At 59.0% G+C, this 19,009-nt stretch carries 16 protein-coding genes, 1 other RNA gene and 1 other annotated feature; of the genes, 6 read left to right on the top strand and 11 right to left on the bottom strand.

Annotation, left to right across the window (positions count from 1 at the left end; translation table 11 throughout):
• Window positions 1-49: 49 nt before the first annotated feature.
• The 5 genes from cysS to ACESYO_RS11165 all read right to left on the bottom strand — a co-directional run bounded on the left by cysS (window position 50) and on the right by ACESYO_RS11165 (window position 5,945).
• Entirely contained in the window at window positions 50-1,450 is a 1,401-nt protein-coding gene (cysS, locus tag ACESYO_RS11185) for a cysteine--tRNA ligase (protein WP_276871784.1), read from the bottom strand.
• 208 nt (window positions 1,451-1,658) lie between these two features.
• A complete protein-coding gene (locus ACESYO_RS11180) occupies window positions 1,659-2,594 on the bottom strand; it encodes a magnesium transporter CorA family protein (RefSeq protein WP_058965862.1) in 936 nt (311 codons plus the stop codon).
• Window positions 2,595-3,039: 445 nt separating this feature from the next.
• Window positions 3,040-4,083: a G5 domain-containing protein gene (locus ACESYO_RS11175; protein WP_373210030.1), complete on the bottom strand. Its 1,044-nt coding sequence runs from the start codon at window positions 4,081-4,083 to the stop codon at window positions 3,040-3,042.
• A gap of 729 nt (window positions 4,084-4,812) precedes the next feature.
• Window positions 4,813-5,379 carry a chromate transporter gene (locus ACESYO_RS11170; protein WP_058965860.1) on the bottom strand — a complete coding sequence of 189 codons (567 nt, stop codon included), beginning with the start codon at window positions 5,377-5,379 and terminating at the stop codon, window positions 4,813-4,815.
• On the bottom strand, window positions 5,376-5,945 hold the full coding sequence (locus ACESYO_RS11165) for a chromate transporter (protein ID WP_276871779.1): 570 nt from the start codon (window positions 5,943-5,945) through the stop codon (window positions 5,376-5,378). The genes ACESYO_RS11170 and ACESYO_RS11165 overlap by 4 nt, the downstream gene beginning before the upstream one ends.
• A gap of 118 nt (window positions 5,946-6,063) precedes the next feature.
• Here ACESYO_RS11165 and ACESYO_RS11160 point away from each other — a divergent pair, with 118 nt between their 5' ends.
• From ACESYO_RS11160 to ACESYO_RS11145, 4 genes are all read left to right on the top strand, one after another.
• The gene (locus tag ACESYO_RS11160; RefSeq protein ID WP_058965856.1) at window positions 6,064-6,978 is read left to right on the top strand and encodes a LysR family transcriptional regulator; all 915 of its coding nucleotides are present in this window, start codon (window positions 6,064-6,066) and stop codon (window positions 6,976-6,978) included.
• Between the two features lie 52 nt (window positions 6,979-7,030).
• Window positions 7,031-7,266: a binding site (T-box leader), on the top strand.
• A gap of 49 nt (window positions 7,267-7,315) precedes the next feature.
• The gene (gene pheS, locus ACESYO_RS11155) at window positions 7,316-8,338 is read left to right on the top strand and encodes a phenylalanine--tRNA ligase subunit alpha (protein WP_058965854.1); all 1,023 of its coding nucleotides are present in this window, start codon (window positions 7,316-7,318) and stop codon (window positions 8,336-8,338) included.
• A gap of 12 nt (window positions 8,339-8,350) precedes the next feature.
• On the top strand, window positions 8,351-10,792 hold the full coding sequence (pheT, locus tag ACESYO_RS11150) for a phenylalanine--tRNA ligase subunit beta (RefSeq protein ID WP_373210029.1): 2,442 nt from the start codon (window positions 8,351-8,353) through the stop codon (window positions 10,790-10,792).
• A gap of 175 nt (window positions 10,793-10,967) precedes the next feature.
• Complete coding sequence (locus ACESYO_RS11145; RefSeq protein ID WP_373211276.1) at window positions 10,968-11,669, top strand: DUF6198 family protein; 702 nt, start codon at window positions 10,968-10,970, stop codon at window positions 11,667-11,669.
• A gap of 118 nt (window positions 11,670-11,787) precedes the next feature.
• Here ACESYO_RS11145 and ACESYO_RS11140 read toward each other — a convergent pair whose 3' ends face one another.
• The gene (locus ACESYO_RS11140; protein WP_373210027.1) at window positions 11,788-12,468 is read right to left on the bottom strand and encodes a hypothetical protein; all 681 of its coding nucleotides are present in this window, start codon (window positions 12,466-12,468) and stop codon (window positions 11,788-11,790) included.
• Window positions 12,469-12,543: 75 nt separating this feature from the next.
• Here ACESYO_RS11140 and ACESYO_RS11135 point away from each other — a divergent pair, with 75 nt between their 5' ends.
• Together ACESYO_RS11135 and abc-f are read left to right on the top strand one after the other, a co-directional pair.
• Window positions 12,544-13,134, top strand: a complete 591-nt coding sequence (locus ACESYO_RS11135) for a hypothetical protein (RefSeq protein WP_373210026.1) — start codon at window positions 12,544-12,546, stop codon at window positions 13,132-13,134.
• A gap of 334 nt (window positions 13,135-13,468) precedes the next feature.
• Window positions 13,469-15,088 carry a ribosomal protection-like ABC-F family protein gene (abc-f, locus tag ACESYO_RS11130; RefSeq protein ID WP_373210025.1) on the top strand — a complete coding sequence of 540 codons (1,620 nt, stop codon included), beginning with the start codon at window positions 13,469-13,471 and terminating at the stop codon, window positions 15,086-15,088.
• Between the two features lie 103 nt (window positions 15,089-15,191).
• On the opposite strand, the gene ssrA is transcribed toward abc-f, so the two are convergent.
• The 5 genes from ssrA to dnaX form a co-directional block, all read right to left on the bottom strand.
• Window positions 15,192-15,541, bottom strand: a transfer-messenger RNA (tmRNA) gene (gene ssrA / locus ACESYO_RS11125).
• A 57-nt stretch (window positions 15,542-15,598) separates the two neighbouring features.
• Window positions 15,599-16,066, bottom strand: coding sequence for an SsrA-binding protein SmpB (smpB, locus tag ACESYO_RS11120; protein ID WP_058965841.1), 468 nt, complete (start codon window positions 16,064-16,066; stop codon window positions 15,599-15,601).
• Window positions 16,067-16,144: 78 nt separating this feature from the next.
• A complete protein-coding gene (gene recR / locus ACESYO_RS11115) occupies window positions 16,145-16,744 on the bottom strand; it encodes a recombination mediator RecR (RefSeq protein ID WP_373210024.1) in 600 nt (199 codons plus the stop codon).
• A 12-nt stretch (window positions 16,745-16,756) separates the two neighbouring features.
• A complete protein-coding gene (locus ACESYO_RS11110) occupies window positions 16,757-17,095 on the bottom strand; it encodes a YbaB/EbfC family nucleoid-associated protein (protein WP_058965836.1) in 339 nt (112 codons plus the stop codon).
• Between the two features lie 18 nt (window positions 17,096-17,113).
• The gene (gene dnaX, locus ACESYO_RS11105) at window positions 17,114-18,949 is read right to left on the bottom strand and encodes a DNA polymerase III subunit gamma/tau (protein ID WP_373210023.1); all 1,836 of its coding nucleotides are present in this window, start codon (window positions 18,947-18,949) and stop codon (window positions 17,114-17,116) included.
• Window positions 18,950-19,009: the final 60 nt, after the last annotated feature.

Here is a 19,009-nt window from a genome sequence, read left to right as displayed (position 1 = left end):
GTACTTGTAAACGTACCGCGCCCCGCTGCCGGTCGAGTCCGTTAAAAAATCAGGAGAGTTTGGAGACCTTGGGGCCCTGAGCGGTGTCCTCCACCTGCCAGCCCATCTCGGTGATCTGGGCGCGCAGCGCATCGGCAGTACCCCAGTCCTTGGCCTTCTTGGCAGCGGCGCGGCGCTCCACCAGCTCCATCACCTCGGCGGGCACTTCATTGGTCTTGCGGTTGTACAGCAGACCCAGCACGCCGGTCAGCTCGTCGAATACCTCGGCAGCCTTGGTCAGCGCAGCCTTGGACGCTTCCTTGCCCTGGGTGTTGATCTCCTTCACCAGCTCAAAGATGGCGGCCAGCGCATCCGGAGTATTCAAATCGTCATCCATGGCGGTGTTGAACTTGGCCTTGGCAGCATCAGCCTTCTCCACCAGCGCATCGCTGCCGGTCTCGGCGGCGTTCTTGATGAGGAAATCCAGATTCTCGCGGCAGGTGTACAGGCGCTCCAGACTGGCCTTGCAGGACTGGATCAGCTCCACGGTGTAATTCAGAGGCATGCGGTAACCGGCGGTGAGCAGGAAATAACGGATGGGCTCGTAGCCATAAGCGTCGGCAATCTCACGCACGGTGAAGAAGTTGTTGGCGCTCTTGCTCATCTTGTGGTTGTCGATGTTCAAAAAGCCGTTGTGCATCCAGTAGCGGCTGAAGGTGCAGCCGTTGGCGCACTCGGACTGAGCAATCTCGTTCTCGTGATGGGGGAAGATCAGATCCTGACCGCCGCAGTGCAGGTCGATGGTGTTGCCCAGATGCTTGCGGGCCATGGCGCTGCATTCGATGTGCCAGCCGGGCCGGCCGGGGCCGTAGGGGCTTTCCCAGGCAGGCTCGCCGGGCTTGGCAGCCTTCCAGACCGCGAAATCCGCCGGATCCTCTTTCAGATCGTCGTCCATCTGGCTGCGCAGCTCACGGTTGCCGCTCTCCAGATCCTCCAGATTCAGGTGGCTCAGCTTGCCGTACTCCTTGAACTTCTTGGCCCGGAAATACACGTCGCCGTTCTTGGCCACATAACCGTAGCCCTTTTCGATAATGTCGGCCACGATGCCCAGAATCTCTTCGATGTGCTCGGTGGCGCGGGGACGCACGGTGGGAGCCAGCACGTTCAGGCCCTCGCTGTCCTTGATATACTCGGCCTCATAACGGCGGGCGACCTCCTGCATGGGTACGCCCTCCTCCTGGCCCTTCTTGATCAGCTTGTCGTCAATATCGGTGATGTTGGAAACATAGATCACCTTGTTGCCCTGATACTCCAGATACCGGCGCAGGGTGTCGAACACCACCATGGGCCGGGCGTTGCCGATGTGGATGAAATTGTACACGGTGGGGCCGCACACATAAATGCGGTACTCGCCGGGCTTCTGAGGAACGAACTCCTCTTTTTTACGGGTGAGGGTGTTGAAGATCTGCATGAAGATTTGCACTCCTTAATCTTGCTCGGGCGGCAATGGCACCCGAACGCTTTCGGTTTTAAGAACTTGCTCTTATTATACCCTCTTTCCCCTGCCCGCGCAAGGCGTTGCGGCATTCCCGCCCTCCCCGTGCAAAAGAAAAAACGCCTCCCTGATCCGCCGGGCGGATCGGGAGGCATTGTGTTTTATGACAAGGGAAAAACGCAGCTTACAGCCACTTTTTCCAGCGGGCCAGAAATCCTGCGCCCAGAGTTGCCAGAACGGCGATGGCCAGCACGATCACGAACCCGAAGGGATTCTCTTCAAAGGGCACATGCACGTTCATGCCCCACAGGCTGGACACAATGGTGGGCACCGTGAGGATAATGGTCACGGCGGCCAGCAGCTTCATCACGATGTTCAGGTTGTTGGAAATCACGGAAGCAAAGGCATCCATGGTGCCGGACAGAATGTCCCGGTAGATGCTGCTCATCTCCATGGCCTGCTTGTTCTCGATGATTACATCCTCCAAAAGATCGGTATCCTCGGGGAAATCCCGCACAAAGTCCATGCGCAGCAGCTTCTCCAGAACGATCTCGTTGCCCTTCAGGGAGGTGGAGAAGTACACCAGGCTCTTTTCCAGGCCCAGCATCTGAATGAGCTCCTTGTTCTTCATGCTCTTGTGCAGCTCGTTCTCCACGCGGGTGCTGGCCTTGTCCACCTGACGCAGATAGAACAGGAACAGGCTGGCGTTACGGTAGAGCATCTGCAGAGCCATGCGCTTGCGCTTTTTGGTGCTGCAAGCCTTGACCAGGCCTTCCATGAAGGCGCGGGGCAGCGCGGTCTCCTTCAGAGACACGGTGATGATGTTATCCTCGGTGAGCACGATGCCGAAGGGAATGGTGGAGTATACGAAGCTGTGGCCCTCGGTCTGCACGATGGGGGTATCCACGATGATGAGGATGTGGCCGTTGTCCTCCACCTCAATACGGCTGCGTTCCTCTTCGTCCAGTGCGGCCCGAACCAGATCCGGATCCACATGCAGCTGGGCGCAGACCCGGCCGATTTCCTTCTCGTTGGGGTCGCACAGATTGATCCAGGAACCGGGCAGGATCTGATCCTGCTCCAGCATACGGCCACTGTCGCTCAGATAAATATTCAACATAAAAACACACCTGCTTTCTCAAACGTACCGGCCCGCTGGCCGGCCAGATTTGCGGCGCACGGCATTACAGCCGCCCCCGAAAAGCAGGTTCTCCGCCGATGATTTCAGCGCAGAATGCAGGACAGGGCAGCAAAGCCGGTTCCGCTGATAGTACGATCCACACATCTACTGGGGTCGCCGTCCATGCTGTCATCTCCTTGCATTAAATCTTGTTGCGGGCCCATCGGCCCTCAATTAGTGTATGCCCGCCGGGCGGGTTTGTCAAGCCATAAAACTCCAAAAAACGCCGCTTTTTGGCGCTAGGCCGTAAAAATCGGGTTAAAAGGCCAAAAACGCCCCAAAACGGGCAAATTCGGCCCGGTTTGGGGCAAGGCGGCAGATAAAAAATGCGTTGGGGCAGCCAGCTCCGTTGCCAGCCGCCCCAACGCGGTTTCATGGTTTTTTCTCAGCCCATCACATACACGTTCACTTCCTGCACGCCGTTCATCAGCGCCTCAGAGAAGCTGTCGTAATACAGATCCACCAGGCAGCTGCCGTTGAGCAGAGAAGCGCCGGTGTCGGTGGCGATGGCATAGCCGTATACCAGCTTGCCGTCGGTGCTGGTGATGTACAGCTTTGTACCGTACGGGATCAGCGCCGGATTCACGGCCACGGTACCGCAGTAGAGCCCCAGACCGGAAGCACCGCGCCCGCGGCTGGAACTGTAACCGGTGGCACGGCCGGTGTAAACCGCCGTGTACCCGGTGGGCACACCGTCCACCACTTCAGGGCCTTCCAGCGGCGAAACCGGCGCCCCGGCCTGATAGGCCTTGATGATGGTGTTTTGGGGAGCCACAGTCTGCACCACGCTGATCACCTGGCTGGATTCCACCTGGCCGTCCACCACACGCTCGCGGTGGGTGATCTGGTTGGTGCCCTCATGGCCCTGCTGCACCAGCTGGGTGCGATTCCGGTTCTTGTAGAACAGGCTGGTGTACACATACTCGGTTTCGTAGGGGATGGATTCCTCCACCACGGTATCCCGGTATTCCACCCGGTGCACCTGCACGTTCATACCGTCCTCAATGGCGGTGTGCAGGCTGGGCTCGGTGTAGTCGTGCTCGCCCAGTTCCACACCGCAGGCGGTCAGTGCGTCGCTCACCGTGCCGTTGACCAGCCGCAGGTCGTGGGTCTGGCCATCCGCCGTGACGGTGAGATCCACCGCCCGCTGGATGTTCAGGCTGGCCTGATTGCCGTTGTAGGCAGTGTAGTGCACATCGTCGCCCTCTTCGGCCACGATGCCGCTCAGCTGCATCAGCTTCTGCGGATCGTCCAGATGGGTCATGACCACCTGGCTCGCGCCCTCGGAATCGGTGATGCGCACCAGATGCAGCGCCTGATGCAGGCCGATCAGGGTAAGCGCCAGGCAGCCCGCGGTGATCAGGCAGGCCCAGACCTTGACCGGCACCGCCAGAACCAGGCGGCGCAATTTTTTGATGATCGTAATCATGCAATCTCCTAACGTTCCATGCTGGTGGGCAATGGGGGCCGGAAATCGGCCCGCCGGCGGCCTGGAACATGGGGCCAGACCGCGCCCTGCTTTCAATGGCCCTGTTCGCAAACCGCCAGATGCGGCCGTTCCGGGCACTTGTGGCATTGTAGCAAAAGCGGGGCGGGGCCGTCAAACAGGAAAGCTCCGCCGTTTTTTGCCGCATGCTTTCAAATTTTGCCGAAATATATTTGCGGTTCACCGGTTCTTTTAAAATCCTCGCTTTTTCGGCCTTTTTCTTAAGATTTCTTAAGATTCAAAACGATTGTATCAATATCACCACCTTTTGTACAACACCGAATACCTTCACCGCTCACAGAATCCTCTGCCTCGATTTTGTACATCTTCTACAATTTTTATTCCATCTTGGGCAATTTGTCCGGTAATGAAAATTGTTCGCATTTTCATTCTTTTCCCCCGTTTTCCGTTTCTTCGCCGGGTTCTTCCGGCCGAAATTGCTGCCCTTTTCGCCCTGTTTTTTCTCCGGGTTTCAGGTGCCCTGTTTCGGATTGTACGCCCTGCCCACCGGCGCATTTTGCCGAAGCGCGCCCTCCTCTTCCGTTTCGCTCTTTTTCCTCTTCCTCCGGCTCTTTTCCCCTGCCGGATTTGTCCCTATATAATGTAATATAAAGAAAGGGCGGCCCGACCAGTCAGACCGCCCCTCTTCTATTTACAAACCAATCGCCGCGCTCAGCCGGCAAACATCCCCAGCAGAGAGTAGCACACCAGCCCTGCGGCTCCGCAGCTTACCATCACCACAATGGGGTTCGGCTTTTTCCACCGCATCACCGCAAAGGCCGCCGCAAACAAAATGGTCGCAACCCAGTCCACATTCTGCTCCAGCCCGCCGGGCAGCACCGCCTGCACCAGCAGGCTCACACCGGCGCTGGCGATCATGGCCACCACCGCGGGACGCAGCCCTGCCAGCGCCCCCTGCATGAGCTTGAGGGAGCGGTACCGGTAATACAGCCAGGCCAGCACCGTAACGATCACACAGGCCGGCGCCACGCAGCCCAGAGTGGCCACCACCGAGCCCGGAATCCCGGCAATCTGCATGCCCACAAAGCTGGCCGAGTTGACCGCGATGGGCCCTGGCGTCATCTGGGAAATGGTCACAATGTCGGTAAACTGGGTGGGGGTAAGCCAGGAGTGCAGCTCCACCACCTGCTGACGGATCAGCGGCATGGCCGCGTAGCCGCCGCCAAAGCTGAACAGACCAATCTGGAAAAAGCTCACAAACAGCTGCCAGTAGATCATTTGCCCTCCTTCCCCCTCTCTTTGCGGGGCCGCAGGGTATCCACCATGCCGATGCAGCCACAGGCCAGCACCAGCGGGGCCGCGCCCACGCCCAGCATGGACGCCACAAAGCACACCGCCAGCAGCACCATCCAGATGGCCCGGCGCTGCTGCCACAGGGTCTGCGCCATCACCAGCACCACATCAAAAATCACCGCGACGACACCCGCCGCCATGCCCTGCATCACCATGCTCACCGCCAAATTGGAACGGAACGCCTCGTAAAACAGGGAAATCACCGACAGAATCACCATGGGCGGCAGCACCGTGCCCAGCACCGTGATCAGCGCGCCCACCACGCCGGCAATCCGGTAGCCCACCAGAATCGCCGCGTTCACCGCAATGGCCCCCGGGGCCGACTGGGCAATCGCCGTCAGATCCATCATCTCGTTCTCGCTCAGCCAGTGATATTTTTCCACAAAGGTCTTGCGCATCAGGGGAATGATCACATATCCCCCGCCAAAGGTGAATGCGCTCAGCTTCAGCGACGAGAAAAACAAAACGCCCAGCATCTTTCCATCTCGCATTCTTTCCTCCTCCTTCCGCACACCAGTATAACACTTGCTTTTTAATGAGTAAAATTATATTATTTTATTGAAATCATAACTATTCACTTATAAAAGTAAAAAACAGGAGGAAATCCCCATGACGCTGCGGCACATCCGCATTTTCTGGGAGGTCTGCCAGCAGGGCAACAGCATCACCCGGGCAGCCCATTCCCTGTACATGACCCAGCCCGCGGTGAGCCAGGCCATCCGGGAGCTGGAGGAGCACTATGGTCTGCGGCTGTTCGAGCGGTATTCCCGCCGGCTTTACATCACCCCCGCCGGGCAGCGGCTGTATCAGCATGCGGGCCAGCTGCTGCAGCAGGTGGAGCGGATGGAAAAAAGCCTGCAAAGCGACGAGGACGGCGGCCCGCTGCGGGTGGGCGCCACCGTGACCATCGGCTCCCAGTTTCTTCCCTGCTATGTGGACGCCTTCCACAGCCTTCACCCTCAGACAAGGGTACAGGTGCGGGTGAACCCGGGCGACACGCTGGAGCAGCAGCTTCTGCACAACCAGCTGGATCTGGCCCTGATCGAGAGCGGCGTAAGCGCCCCGGAGCTGCTGGCTGAGGCCTATCTGGAGGACACGCTGATCGCCGTGTGCGCCCCGGGCCGCCCCTTTGCCAGCGGCCAGACCGTAACGCTGGAGCAGCTGCGCGGCCAGAATTTCCTTCTGCGGGAAAAGGGCAGCGCCGCCCGCAAGGCCTTTGATGCCGCCGCCCTTGCCGCCGGTCTTTCGGTGGAGCCGGCCTGGGAAGCCACCAGCACCACCGCTCTGGTGAATGCCGCCGTGCACGGGCTGGGCATCGCGGTACTGCCCCGGCACATGCTGCTCGGCCCGCTGGAGCGGGGGATTATCGCCGCCTTTCAGGTGCCGGAACTGGACCTGCGCCGCCGGTACTGGATTGTGTATCACAAGGACAAATTTCTTACCACTGCCGCCCGGGATTTCATCGCCCTGTGCAAAAGCTACGAGCAGGAGCACCCCGCCCCACATTATAATGGGCTGTATTGACCTTTTCCCGCCCCTTGACAGAAGCTTTCCAAACGAGTATACTTTATAAAGTTAAAATGCTGAGATGGAGACAGCGCACCGCACCCCTGGGTACAGAGAGAAGGTTCACCGGCTGAAAGGCCTTCCGAACAGAGCGATGCGAATTCCCTCCGGAGCAGTTCGTGCCAACGGGCCTTTTGCGGCCTCAGTAGTGCGGAACGGTTCGCCCCGTTACCGGCGCCGAAAGTGCCGTCGCTTTTTGCGGCGGAATATGGGTGGTACCACGGAGTTTACAGCTTCGTCCCGTTGTGTTGCGGGGCGGGGCTGTTCTTTTTTATCATCGAAAATGAGGTGTATTATGGAAGCAAAGATCAATGCTCTGAAAGAGCAGATGGAGATTTCGCTTGGCGCTGTGCAGTCTCAGGAAGAGCTGGCCGAATTCTGGCAGGCTTACCTGGGCAAAAAGGGCAGCATCGCCGGGCTGATGAAGGAGCTGGGCAAGGTTTCCGCTGAGGAACGCCCCGCCATGGGCAAGGTGATCAACCAGTTCAAGGCCTACGCCGAGCAGCGTTATCAGGAAGTGCGCGCCGAGATGGACCAGAAGGAACTGCAGGCCCGCAACAAGAACGAGCAGGTGGATATCACCATGCCCGCTGTGAAGCGGCCCATGGGCTCGCTGCATCCCATCACCATCGTGAAGGATCAGATGGTGGACGTGTTCGCCGGTATGGGCTTTGAAATCTACGAAGGCCCCGAAATCGAGGACGACGACCACAACTTCACCCGGCTGAACGTGGCGAAGAACCACCCCGCCCGTGACATGCAGGATACCTTCTATGTGGCCGAGGACATCGTGCTGCGCACCCACACCAGCCCCGGGCAGATCCGCGTGATGGACGCCGAGAAGCCCCCCATCAAGGTGCTGGTACCCGGCCGCGTGTTCCGTTCGGACAGCGACGCCACCCACTCCCCCATGTTCCATCAGATGGAAGGTCTGGTTGTGGACAAGAAGATCACCCTGTGCGATCTGCAGGGCATGCTGGACGAGTTCGTGAAGAAGATCTTCGGCAGCGAGGTCAAGACCCGCCTGCGGCCCAGCTACTTCCCCTTCACCGAACCCAGCGTGGAGGTGGACGTGAGCTGCTTTGAGTGCGGCGGCAAGGGCTGCTCGCTGTGCAAGGGCACCGGCTGGATCGAGGTTCTGGGCGGCGGCATCGTGCACCACAAGGTGCTGGAGAACTGCGGCATTGACCCCAACGAATACTCCGGCCTGGCCTTCGGCATCGGCATCGAGCGTATCGCCATGCTGAAATACGGCATCAACAACATCGGCCTGCTTTATGAGAACGATCTGCGGTTCCTGAAGCAGTTCAAGGACTAAGGAGGCAAACCCATGAAAGTACCATTCAGCTGGCTGAAGGAATATGTAGACATTGACGTGACCGCCCAGGAGCTGGAGGAAAAGCTCTTCAGCTGCGGTTTTGAGGTAGAAGAGCTGATCCCCGTGGGCAAGGACATCTCCGGCGTGGTGGTCGGCCATGTGGTGGAGTGCGAGAAGATTCCGGACACCCATCTTTCCCTGTGCAAGGTGGACGCTGGCACCGGCGAGCTGCTGCAGATCTGCTGCGGCGCCGACAATGTGCGCGCCGGGGGCAAGTACCCCTGTGCTCTGGTGGGCGCCACCGTGCTGGCCACCGGCAAGGACCACAAGACCGTGGAAGGCGTTCTGACCATCAAGAAGGGCAAGCTGCGGGGCTACGAGAGCTTCGGCATGCTGTGCAGCGGCGTGGAGCTGGGCCTGAACGACGACCTGTACCCCGGCGCCGATTATTTCGGCCTGCTGGTGCTGCCTGAGGATGCACCCGTTGGCGCGGACGTGAAGCCCCTGCTGGGCATGGACGATTACATCTTCGATATCTCGGTCACCGCCAACCGTGCGGACTGCCAGTCCGTGCTGGGCATTGCCCGCGAGGTGGCCGCGGTGCTGAACAAGCCCCTGAAGATGCCCGCCACCGACTACACCACCAGCGATTACACCTACCCCGGCCTGAACATCACCGTGGAGGCGCTGGACCTGTGCCCCCGTTATCTGGGCCACGGCGTGCGCAACATCACCCCCGGCCAGTCTCCCCAGTGGATGCGCCGGTATCTGGCCCTGTGCGGCCTGCGCAGCATCAGCAACGTGGTGGACATCACCAACTTCGTGATGCTGGAAATCGGCCAGCCCATGCACGCCTTCGACATGTCCACGCTGGAGAGCACCCAGATCATCGTGCGCCGTGCCCGCAACGACGAGTCCATCGTCACCCTGGACGGCAAGGAGTTCCAGCTGAACGACAGCAATCTGGTCATCTGCGATGGCTCCAAACCCGTTGCCCTGGCCGGCATCATGGGCGGTCTGAACAGCGAAATCACCGAGAACACCACCCAGCTGCTGTTCGAGTCCGCCAAGTTCATGCGGGATAACATCCGCAAAACCTCCCGCAGCCTGGGCCAGAGCACCGATGCTTCCAGCCACTACGAGAAGGGCATTTCCGAGTACACCTGCGAGCTGGGCATGGCCCGCGCCCTGCACCTGATTCAGGAGCTGGGCTGCGGCGAAGTGACCGCCAGCGCCTTCGACGTGAGCGCCGGCGCTCCCCGCGAGGGCAAGCGGTTCACCGCCACCATCAGCGGCATCAACCGGATTCTGGGCATTGAGGTACCCGCCGAGGCCATTCTGGACATCCTGCGCCGTTTGCAGTTCGAGGTAAAGCAGGACGGCGACGTGCTGGACGTGACCGCTCCCCGCTACCGTGAGGACATTGAGATCGGTGAGCCCGATCTGGCCGAAGAGGTCATCCGTGAATACGGCTACGAGCACATCGTGCCCACCTTCCTGCAGGACTCCAGCGTGACCAACGGCGGCCTGAATCCCGCCCAGCAGCGCCGTGCCAAGCTCAAGCGCACCCTGTGCGGTCAGGGCTACTACGAGATCTCCACTCTGGCCTTCTATGCAGACGCCGATCTGGACGCACTGCATCTGGCCGAGGACGCCCCCGAGCGCCGGGTGATCCGTCTGCTCAACCCCATCACCTCCAACCTGACCATCATGCGGCCCCTGCTGGCCCCCTCCATGCTGAACACCGTGGTGGAGAACCTGAAGAAGGGCAACAACGCCGGCCGGCTGTTTGAGCTGTCCAACGTGTATGCCCCTAGGGAGCTGCCCGTGACCCAGCTGCCGGACGAGATCCCCCACCTGGGCTTCGCAGCCTTCGGCGACGAGGAGGATTTCTTCACCGTGAAGGGCACCATGGAAGCTCTGGCCGAGGCCTTCGGCGTTCGTTTCGACTACGAGCGCGCCGAGGACGTGCCTTACCTGCACCCCGGTATCTCCGCCTACATCCTGTGTGGTGGCAAACGGGTTGGCGTGTTCGGCAAGCTGGCCAATCAGGTAACCGGCGAGCTGAAGCTTCCCAAGGACAGCAAGGCCAACCACAAGATCTTCCTGGGTGAGATTGACTACAACGCCCTGTGCGCTCTGCTGCCCGAGGGCATGCGCTACCAGCCCATTTCCGAGTTTGCCACCGTGACCCGTGACCTGGCTCTGGTGGTGGAAGAGGGCATGGCCTGCGGCACTCTGGTGGATGCCATCCGTTCTGCCTGCAAGCAGGTGGGCGACGTGGAGCTGTTCGACGTGTACCGCAGCGAGCAGATTGGCGAGGGCAAGAAGAGCATGGCCTTCAAGATCTTCTTTGTTCCCACCGACAAGGCCCTCACCCCCAAGGATGTGGACCGCTTCATGAACAAGATTCTGGGCAACCTGAAGCACAAGCTGAACATCGACATGCGCTGATTGTTCCCTTTGTTCCACCGGTTTGAATCCGGCAGCTTCGCACTGTTTTCGGTGCGAAGCTGCTTTTTGTTTGTGCATTCCCCAAAACCGCTCAAACATGCGTTGCAGCCGTACCGGCCGGCGGCTGCAAGTGCTGCGAACGGTTTTTATCCCAAAGAGAAAGAAGATCCTATTTTTGAAAAAGCAGGTTTTGTATCGCATTTTCTTTTATGTTCTGGGCCTTCTGATTCTGGCCCTGGGGCTGACCCTGAACACCAAGGCCGGCCTTGGTGTTTCCCCCATCATCTCGGTTTCTTACAGCGTGTCCCAGATTTTTACGCCCAACTTCGGCGACACCACCATGTTCCTCTACTGCGTGTTTGTGCTGGTTCAGCTGATTCTGCACGCCATTCAATGGAAGCAGCATCCGGAGACCGACCAGCGGCTGGTGCTGCTGATGGATGTTCTACAGATTCCCCTCAGCCTTGTTTTTACCCGTTTTCTGAATCTGTTCGGGGCCTTTTTCCCGGATCTTTCCGCCGGGGCGGCGGGCTGGTCAGACCGGTTTCCCCTTCGCCTTGTGGTGCTGCTGCTGGCGATTCTGTTCACCGGCGTGGGCGCGGCCATGTCGCTTTCCATGCGGATTGTGCCCAACCCGGGCGACGGCATTGTGCAGACCCTCTCGGACTGCGTGCACCGGAGCGTCGGCTTCACCAAAAACTGTTTTGACCTTTGCAACATCACCCTCACCATCCTGTTGGGGCTGCTTCTCACCGGCCATCTGGTGGGCGTGGGGCTGGGCACGGTGCTGGCGGTGATCGGCGTGGGCCGTGTCATCGCCCTGTTTCAGCACCTTGCGGGCCGAAAGATTGCCCTTCTCTCCGGCATGGCCGCCTGAGCCTGTTCGTCATGCCACTGCATCATAAAAAAAGCGCCTGCCCGGATTATATTTGCCGGACAGGCGTTTTGGTATAATATTACCGGGTTCATTCACTCTTGTGCTTGGAGCCACACGGTCACTCCAAGATCTCCGCGGAAAAGCCGCCTTTGTGCCGGTCAGCGGTGAAGCGCACCACCACATCTCCGGGCACCTCCACATCAAAGGCTGAGGTTGTGAGGTCTTCCTGTTCAAACAGAATTTCTCCATCGGCGCTTTCGATCTGGAGCGCGCAGCTGCCCGCATCGGTCTGCACCGTTACATGAAGCGTAGCGGGCTGCGTGGTTGGGTGCAAGGTTCGCTGCTGCCAGCCATCCCATAAAACATAATCCGCCGACCAACTTTGGGCACTGCTTTTTTCCCAATAGCCGATTTGCAGATTCGCGGAAGATTTCTGAACTCCAATGCCCAGAGCCCCCATCACCTGAAGAAGCAAAACGATCCCCACCAGGATAAGAACCGCCATTTTAAAATTCATTTGTTTTCGCATTCTCTTCCCTCCTGCTTCCGAAACCCGGCCGCCTGTTTGCTCGCAGCAGTCACTTTTATTATAAAAGTCGCCCCGGTTTTTTACAATCCGCAGGCTACCGTCCGCCACCGCTGGTTCTACTGGAAGGCGCTGGAAATCATCATCCAATTGTAGTGCACTATGGATAGCAATACGCCGCTGGAATACTCCGGCAAGTCCACAAACAGTTCCTGCGTTTTCCTTCCGGCCAAAAAAGTGCGCAGGATGGTCAAGAACGTTGGGGTGGGCCATCCCACTTTTGACAAAAGGTATTGACTCCTGCGCCCTGTTGGTTCCTGTGCTTCTTTTTCTATTGAGGTGATTTTCATGAAAAAACGTTCTATCCTTCTGGCTGCAGTTCTGGCCCTGATGCTGGCCGCCTGCTCGGCCCCGGCTTCCAGCACCCTCGCTTCCCGTGCACCGGCTTCTGCCCCGGAATCCTCCAGCGCATCCTCCTCCGCGGCCTCCGCACCTGCATCCTCCGGTGAAGCAACTTCCTCGCCGGAATCCTCCAGTGTCATCCACTTTGATAATTTCTATGTTGCCGAGGCCGACTCTTCCGCCTCGGATTTGGCGGACGCATCTGTCTCCGCGCCGGAACTCGTAACCCCGGATTCCGGCGCCTTCCAGCGTTTTGAAGATGGGCTTGCCGCTCTTGGAATTTCCTATTCCGAGCGTGTCACCATGGATGCAACATACATCGGCGGCGAAGCCGGATACAAATACCAGTGCGATGACTATAAGATCGAGCTGTACCAGTTTGACCCGGAGTCCGACGCATACAAAAAGGCGGAATCCGAAGGTATCGTGACGCTGGAGGGCTTCGGCGATTTTTCGGTCCTCGCCCACGACGGCCTGGTCCTGCTGAACAACGGCTCGCTTCCTCAGGAGGTCATTGATCTGTTCAACTCCTTATAAAACAATCGGAATAGGCCTGGCCGAGTTGCTTTTCCTCCGGGGCCGCGCTAAACCGCTTGCCCAAAACCGGCAACTGTGCTATGCTTAGATCAAATCATAAAGAAAGGGAAAGGTACAGCCGGAATGCGCATTCGCTGAAGATTTCACACAAACAGTATTCTGAACTGCAGAAGGGGTCTTGAACCCTTTGTTTGTGCTGGAACCGGGCGGATGTTGCTGGGCCTTTCCATGTGTTTCGGGGATGGTCTGGAAATATGCGGCATCGCGTATTTCCAGGCTTTTTTGCGCCCAAATCGCCCTCCAGCGCCTTCTGCAAGGCCGGAGAGGTATTTTTATGTCCAAAATTTTGTTGTCTGCAAGCCACATCGTCCAGTATTTTGGGGAACGGAAAATTCTGGAATTTGAAAAACTCCATGTATATGAAGGCGACCGAATCGGCATCGTGGGGGCCAACGGTGCAGGCAAAACCACGCTTCTGAACATCCTGTCCGGGGAATTGATTCCGGACGAGGGAACCGTGATCCGCAAGGTACCGGTGAGCTATTTCCGGCAGTTTCGAAAACAGGTGGAACGGGCAGACCCGCAAAAATGTCGTGAACTGGGGCTTTCGGGAAAGCTTTCCCGGGAACACTTGAGCGGCGGCGAGATGACCCGTCTGGGTCTGGCAGCCATGAAGAAGGATTCGCTTTTAACCTTTGCGGATGAGCCCACCGCAAATCTGGATGCGGAGGGGGTGGAGCTCTGCTGCCGGATGCTGGAGCAGTGCCCCACCCTGTTGCTCATCAGCCACGATCGGGCCGTCCTGAACCGGCTGTGTACCCGCATCATTGAGGTAAAGGACGGGCAGCTTCATTTTTACACGGGTAATTTCACCGCTTATCGCAGGCAGCGGGATGAAGCCTTCCGGCGGCAGGAATTTGAGTATCAGCAGTACCGCTGCGAAAAAGCCCGACTGGAACAGGCGGCTCGCCAGCGGAGCCAGGCCAGCCAAAGTGTTCGAAAAGCCCCCAGCCGGATGGGCAATTCCGAAGCACGGCTCCACAAACGGGCGGCGGGCGAAAAAATGGAAAAGCTGGACAGCACCCGGAAAACACTTTTATCCCGTCTGGAACAGCTGGAAGTAAAAGAAAAACCGCAGGAAAATCCCACGGTTCGAATCGATTTTTCTCTCACAGACGCGCCCGCCAACCGGGAAATCGTCACCGGCAGCCACATCACATTCCGCTATGGAGATGTTCTGATTTTTGAAAACGCCTCCTTCTCCCTGCCAAAGGGAAGCAAAACTGCCCTGATCGGGCCCAACGGAGCAGGAAAAACCACCCTCATGGAGCTGATTGTGTCTGGTGCGCCGGGAATCCATCTGGTTCCCAAAGCCAAAATCGGATACTTCAGGCAAAGTCTGGATGCTCTGGACCCGGACAAAACAGTTTTGGAGAATGTGATGGAAAACTCCGTTCAGAGCGAGGGCACCATGCGTGGAATTCTGGCAAGGCTTTTGATCCGCCGGGAGGATGTGTTCAAAAAAGCTGGTGTCTTAAGCGGCGGCGAACGGGTCAAGCTGGCCTTTGCCAGGCTGTTTGGCTCCCCTGCCAACCTGCTTTTGCTGGACGAGCCCACGAACTTTCTGGATATGCCCGCCATTGAGGCGCTGCAGAAAATGGTGCAGGACTATGAAGGAACCGTTCTGTTCGTCTCCCATGACCGGGCTTTTTCCGATGCCTGTGCCACCCGGATTCTGCGGATTGAAAACAGAAAGCTCCTTGCTTTTGAGGGTAACCTTACCGCCTGGGAGAAAAAACAGATCGAAACAAAATCGGAAAAGAAAATCGACAAGGCTCTGCTGGAGCTGCGGCTGGCCGAGGTGATTTCGCGGCTGTCGCTTCCAGGCTGTGAGAACAGGGAAGAACTGGAAAAGGAGTTCGCGCGGCTGATTGCGCAGAAAAGGGCGCTGTAAAGGCAGCGACAAACTTTCACACAGGCACCAACGGCAAGTGAAAAGTGAAAAGTGAAGAGTGAAAAAGGAAAAAGCCCGAATGCTGTTGCATTCGGGCTTTTTATGGTGGAGATGGCGGGAATCGAACCCGCGTCCGAAAAGAAGTCCACGAGAGTATCTCCGGGTGCAGTTTGTCTACAACATTTCCTTTGTGCCAGGCCGGCAAACAGGCCGACACATTGGTAGCTTCATGAGTTCATGGCCGCCCGCAAAGCTTAAGGCTGCTCACGTTCAGTACCTAATCGATGCCCTGGCCCTGTTCGGTACTAAGACAGGCAGGACAGCCGCCTATAATTAGGCAGCGACAGCTAATTTATTGTTGTTAGCTATTTTTTCGGAGACGTTTAAAGTGTGGCCCCCATCCACTACCCGCTGCTCGCGCTTTCCTCTCCCCGTCGAAACCTTTACATCCCCATAAAAGGGCGGAAATTCCGCCCGGAAAGCGAATCTGCGCTTTTTGAATCTGCGGCCTTACCGCCGCTGTGTTTTCATGGCCCGGTCAATGTCCCGCTGGGCGGCACGCTGAGCCGCGGTGGCCCGCTTGTCGTACAGCTTTTTGCCCTTGCACAGGCCAAGCTCCAGCTTTACCCTGCCATGCTTGAAATAAAGCGAAAGCGGAATCAGGGTATAGCCCTGCAATTTGATCTCCTGCGCCAGCTTGCGGATCTCGTTTTTATGAGCCAGCAGCCGCCGGGGCCGCAACGGGTCCCGATTGAAGATATTGCCCTTTTCATAGGGGCTGATGTGCATTCCGTACACGATCAGCTGCCCGTTCTCCACATCCACCCAAGAGTCCTTCATGTTCACCTGGCCCATGCGGAGACTTTTCACCTCGGTGCCCACCAGCTCAATGCCTGTTTCCAGGCTTTCCATGACGAAATACTCGTGCCGTGCCTGCCGGTTGGCGGCGATCTGTTTGGTTTTCACCTGCTCGGGCATTTCGTCACCTCCTCCGGTGTGCGCCCCCAGCTTCTGTTTACAAAGTATAACCCGCTGCGGCCGGCTTTGTCAAGCCACTCACAGCTCGCCCCGGCCGCTGAGCGCCTTGTACAGGGTGGTCTCGTCGGCGTATTCCAGGCTGGAGCCCACCGGCAGGCCGTAGGCCAGGCGGGTGGTCTTGATGCCCAGGGGCTTGATGAGCTTTGCCAGATACATGGCGGTGGCTTCGCCCTCCACGGTGGGGTTGGTGGCCATGATGACCTCCTTCACCTCGCCGTCGTGCAGGCGGGCCAGCAGCTCCTTCACGCAGAGCTGATCGGCGCCGATGCCATCCATGGGCGAGATCAGGCCGTGCAGCACATGGTACAATCCATTATACTCCCGGGTGCGCTCGAAGGCTGTCACATCCCGGGGGCTTTCCACCACGCAAATCACCGAATGATCCCGCTTGGGCGAGGAACAGACCTTGCACAGGTCGTTCTCGGTGTAATCCTGGCAGACCTTGCACCGGTGCAGCTTGGTGTGCGCCTCCTCAATGGCCCGGGCCAGCTCCGCCGCCTCGGCGGCGGGCATGCTCAGCACCTGATAGGCCATGCGGGTAGCGCCTTTGCGCCCGATGCCGGGGAATTTGGAAAACTGTTCCACCAGCCGCTCCAGCGGCGCGGCGTTGTATCCCATGCTGATCGCTCCTTACAGGCCGGGGAAGTTGGCGTTGCCGGTCAGCTCCTGCATGGCCTTGTCGGAGTCAGCGTCCACCACGCGAACGGCCTCGTTCACAGCAGCGGCCACCATATCCTCCAGCATCTCGATGTCGTCCTTGTCCACGATTTCAGGATTGATCTTGATGGAGGTGATCTCGTGCTTGCCGGTCATGGTGATCTGAACCATGCCGCCGCCAGCGGAAGCCTGGTACTCGGTGTTCTCCAGCTCCTCCTGCTTGGCCTTCATCTCTTCCTGCATCTTCTGGGCCTGGCGCATCAGGGCGTTCACGTCGGGCTTGCCAAAGCCCTGGGGCAGTCTTGCTTTCATGGTTGTTCTCTCCTTAGCTTATTTGTCATTGTAGACCACGTCGACCCCTTGGGCCGCGAGTTCTTTTAAAGTATCTTCCACCGTGTGAGACACGCCGTTTGCCTTGGACTTGTCCACATAGGGGCCAATGCCGCAGCGCACACCGGTCACCTCCTGGATGATCTGCTTCAGGATCTCCTGGGATTCCTTGTTCACACGGATGAAGTCACGGAAGGTTGGCCCGCCTTCGATCAGCACCCGTCGGCCGTCGTACACGGCGCGGGACTTGTGAAGGTGGGAATAGAGCTGCCGGTCCCGGGTTTCCAGAATGGCAACCACCTGGGGCCATGGCTCAAAGGGCTGGGGCGGCTCGCCCTTGGCGGGGGCCGCAAGGCTCTGCCGTTTGGGCTGGGCCTGCTGCACCGGGGGCGGCACCTCCTTTTGCTGGATGGGCTCCGCCTCCCAGGGCAAAGGCTCCGTCTGCTGGGCCGCCGCGATGGGCGCCTCCGCCGGCTTTGCCATCTCCCGGGCCTCCTGTGCGCTCACAGGGGGCGTTTCCAGCTCCCAGGGAGGAAGATCCTGACTCTGGGCCGGAACGCTCTGCCGGGCGCTGTTCTGGGCGGTTTGCGGCTGTGCTGCGGGCTCGGTCTGCTGGCGCACCGCGAAGGGTGCGGGATCGGCGGCAGCGAAGGGCGCCGCCGCAAAGGGGGCCGCGCTCTGCTGGCCAAAGGCCGGGGCCTGCTGGGCCGGAACACTCTGCACCGGCGCCGTCTGAACCGGCTGCTGGGCAGCCTGCGGCGTTTCGGTCAATGCGAAGAGGGCCAGCTCCAGCTCGATGCGCTGGTCGGTGCCGCGGCCCATCTTTTCCAGTGCGGAGCCCAGCAGGCGGATGGCCCGCACACTCTCGCCCTGTCGGATGCCCTCGGCAGTTTGCAGATACCGGGCTTCCTCCTCCGGGGCCACCCCGCTGAGCAGGGCCTTGCCGCCGGGAAGAGCAGCCAGCATCAGGTTGCGGTAATGGCTGATCAGCTCCTCGCACAGGCGCTTCATGTCCACCGACTGCTGGCGCAGTTGAGCCACCTCGGCCAGCGCTTCAGTTGCATTTTTATTGTGCAGCGCGTTGCTGATCCGGAACAGGTAGCTGCGGTCGGTCACACCGGCCATCCGCCGCACCAGCTCCTCGTCAATCTGAGTGGACACGCCCGCGCAGGTATCCAGAATGGACAGCGCGTCACGCAGTGCGCCGTCCGCCAGACGGGCGATCAGCGCCGCCGCGCCCTCGGTCAGCTCCAGCTGCTCCTGGGCGGCCACATAGCTCACCCGGGCGGCGATGTCCTCCGGCTTGATGCGGCCGAAGTCGTACCGCTGACAGCGGGACAGAATGGTGGCCGGCACCTTGTGAATCTCGGTGGTGGCCAGAATGAAGATCACATGACTGGGCGGCTCCTCCATGATTTTCAGCAGCGCATTGAACGCCGCAATGGAGAGCATGTGCACCTCGTCGATGATATATACCTTATAGGCACAGGCGCTGGGGGTATAGGCGGTCTCGTCCCGCAGGTCGCGGATGTTGTCCACGCCGTTGTTGGAGGCGGCGTCGATCTCCACCACGTCCAGAATGGAACCGTCGTCAATGCCCTTGCAGATCTGGCAGACGCCGCAGGGATCCGGGCTGGTTTTGTCCTGGCAGTTTACTGCCTTGGCAAAAATCTTGGCGCAGGTGGTCTTGCCGGTGCCCCGGGTACCGGTGAACAGATAGGCATGGCCCACACGGCCGGTGGCGATCTGGTTTTTCAGGGCCGCCACGATGCCCTGCTGGCCCACCACGTCCTCGAAGGTGCGGGGCCGCCATTTGCGGTAAAGCGCCCGATACATCCTGCCGTGCCCTCCTTTCTGCCGGTACAAAAAACGGACAGGCCCGCAAGCGCCAATGCG

Source organism: Allofournierella massiliensis, assembly GCF_964241245.1.
GTDB lineage: Bacteria > Bacillota > Clostridia > Oscillospirales > Ruminococcaceae > Allofournierella > Allofournierella massiliensis.
The sequence above is the reverse complement of the archived record's forward strand: the minus strand, read 5'-3'. Positions and strand labels throughout refer to the sequence as shown.

What these genes read in the sequence shown, in the direction of transcription:
- ACESYO_RS11110 (WP_058965836.1), bottom strand. Translation starts at nt 17,095, where the DNA reads ATGAAAGCAAGACTGCCCCAGGGCTTTGGCAAGCCCGACGTGAACGCC.
- cysS (WP_276871784.1), bottom strand. Translation starts at nt 1,450, where the DNA reads ATGCAGATCTTCAACACCCTCACCCGTAAAAAAGAGGAGTTCGTTCCT.
- pheS (WP_058965854.1), top strand. Translation starts at nt 7,316, where the DNA reads ATGGAAGCAAAGATCAATGCTCTGAAAGAGCAGATGGAGATTTCGCTT.
- recR (WP_373210024.1), bottom strand. Translation starts at nt 16,744, where the DNA reads ATGGGATACAACGCCGCGCCGCTGGAGCGGCTGGTGGAACAGTTTTCC.
- ACESYO_RS11175 (WP_373210030.1), bottom strand. Translation starts at nt 4,083, where the DNA reads ATGATTACGATCATCAAAAAATTGCGCCGCCTGGTTCTGGCGGTGCCG.
- ACESYO_RS11160 (WP_058965856.1), top strand. Translation starts at nt 6,064, where the DNA reads ATGACGCTGCGGCACATCCGCATTTTCTGGGAGGTCTGCCAGCAGGGC.
- ACESYO_RS11180 (WP_058965862.1), bottom strand. Translation starts at nt 2,594, where the DNA reads ATGTTGAATATTTATCTGAGCGACAGTGGCCGTATGCTGGAGCAGGAT.
- ACESYO_RS11135 (WP_373210026.1), top strand. Translation starts at nt 12,544, where the DNA reads ATGAAAAAACGTTCTATCCTTCTGGCTGCAGTTCTGGCCCTGATGCTG.
- pheT (WP_373210029.1), top strand. Translation starts at nt 8,351, where the DNA reads ATGAAAGTACCATTCAGCTGGCTGAAGGAATATGTAGACATTGACGTG.
- smpB (WP_058965841.1), bottom strand. Translation starts at nt 16,066, where the DNA reads ATGCCCGAGCAGGTGAAAACCAAACAGATCGCCGCCAACCGGCAGGCA.
- abc-f (WP_373210025.1), top strand. Translation starts at nt 13,469, where the DNA reads ATGTCCAAAATTTTGTTGTCTGCAAGCCACATCGTCCAGTATTTTGGG.
- ACESYO_RS11140 (WP_373210027.1), bottom strand. Translation starts at nt 12,468, where the DNA reads ATGGCCCACCCCAACGTTCTTGACCATCCTGCGCACTTTTTTGGCCGG.
- dnaX (WP_373210023.1), bottom strand. Translation starts at nt 18,949, where the DNA reads ATGTATCGGGCGCTTTACCGCAAATGGCGGCCCCGCACCTTCGAGGAC.
- ACESYO_RS11170 (WP_058965860.1), bottom strand. Translation starts at nt 5,379, where the DNA reads ATGATCTACTGGCAGCTGTTTGTGAGCTTTTTCCAGATTGGTCTGTTC.
- ACESYO_RS11165 (WP_276871779.1), bottom strand. Translation starts at nt 5,945, where the DNA reads ATGCGAGATGGAAAGATGCTGGGCGTTTTGTTTTTCTCGTCGCTGAAG.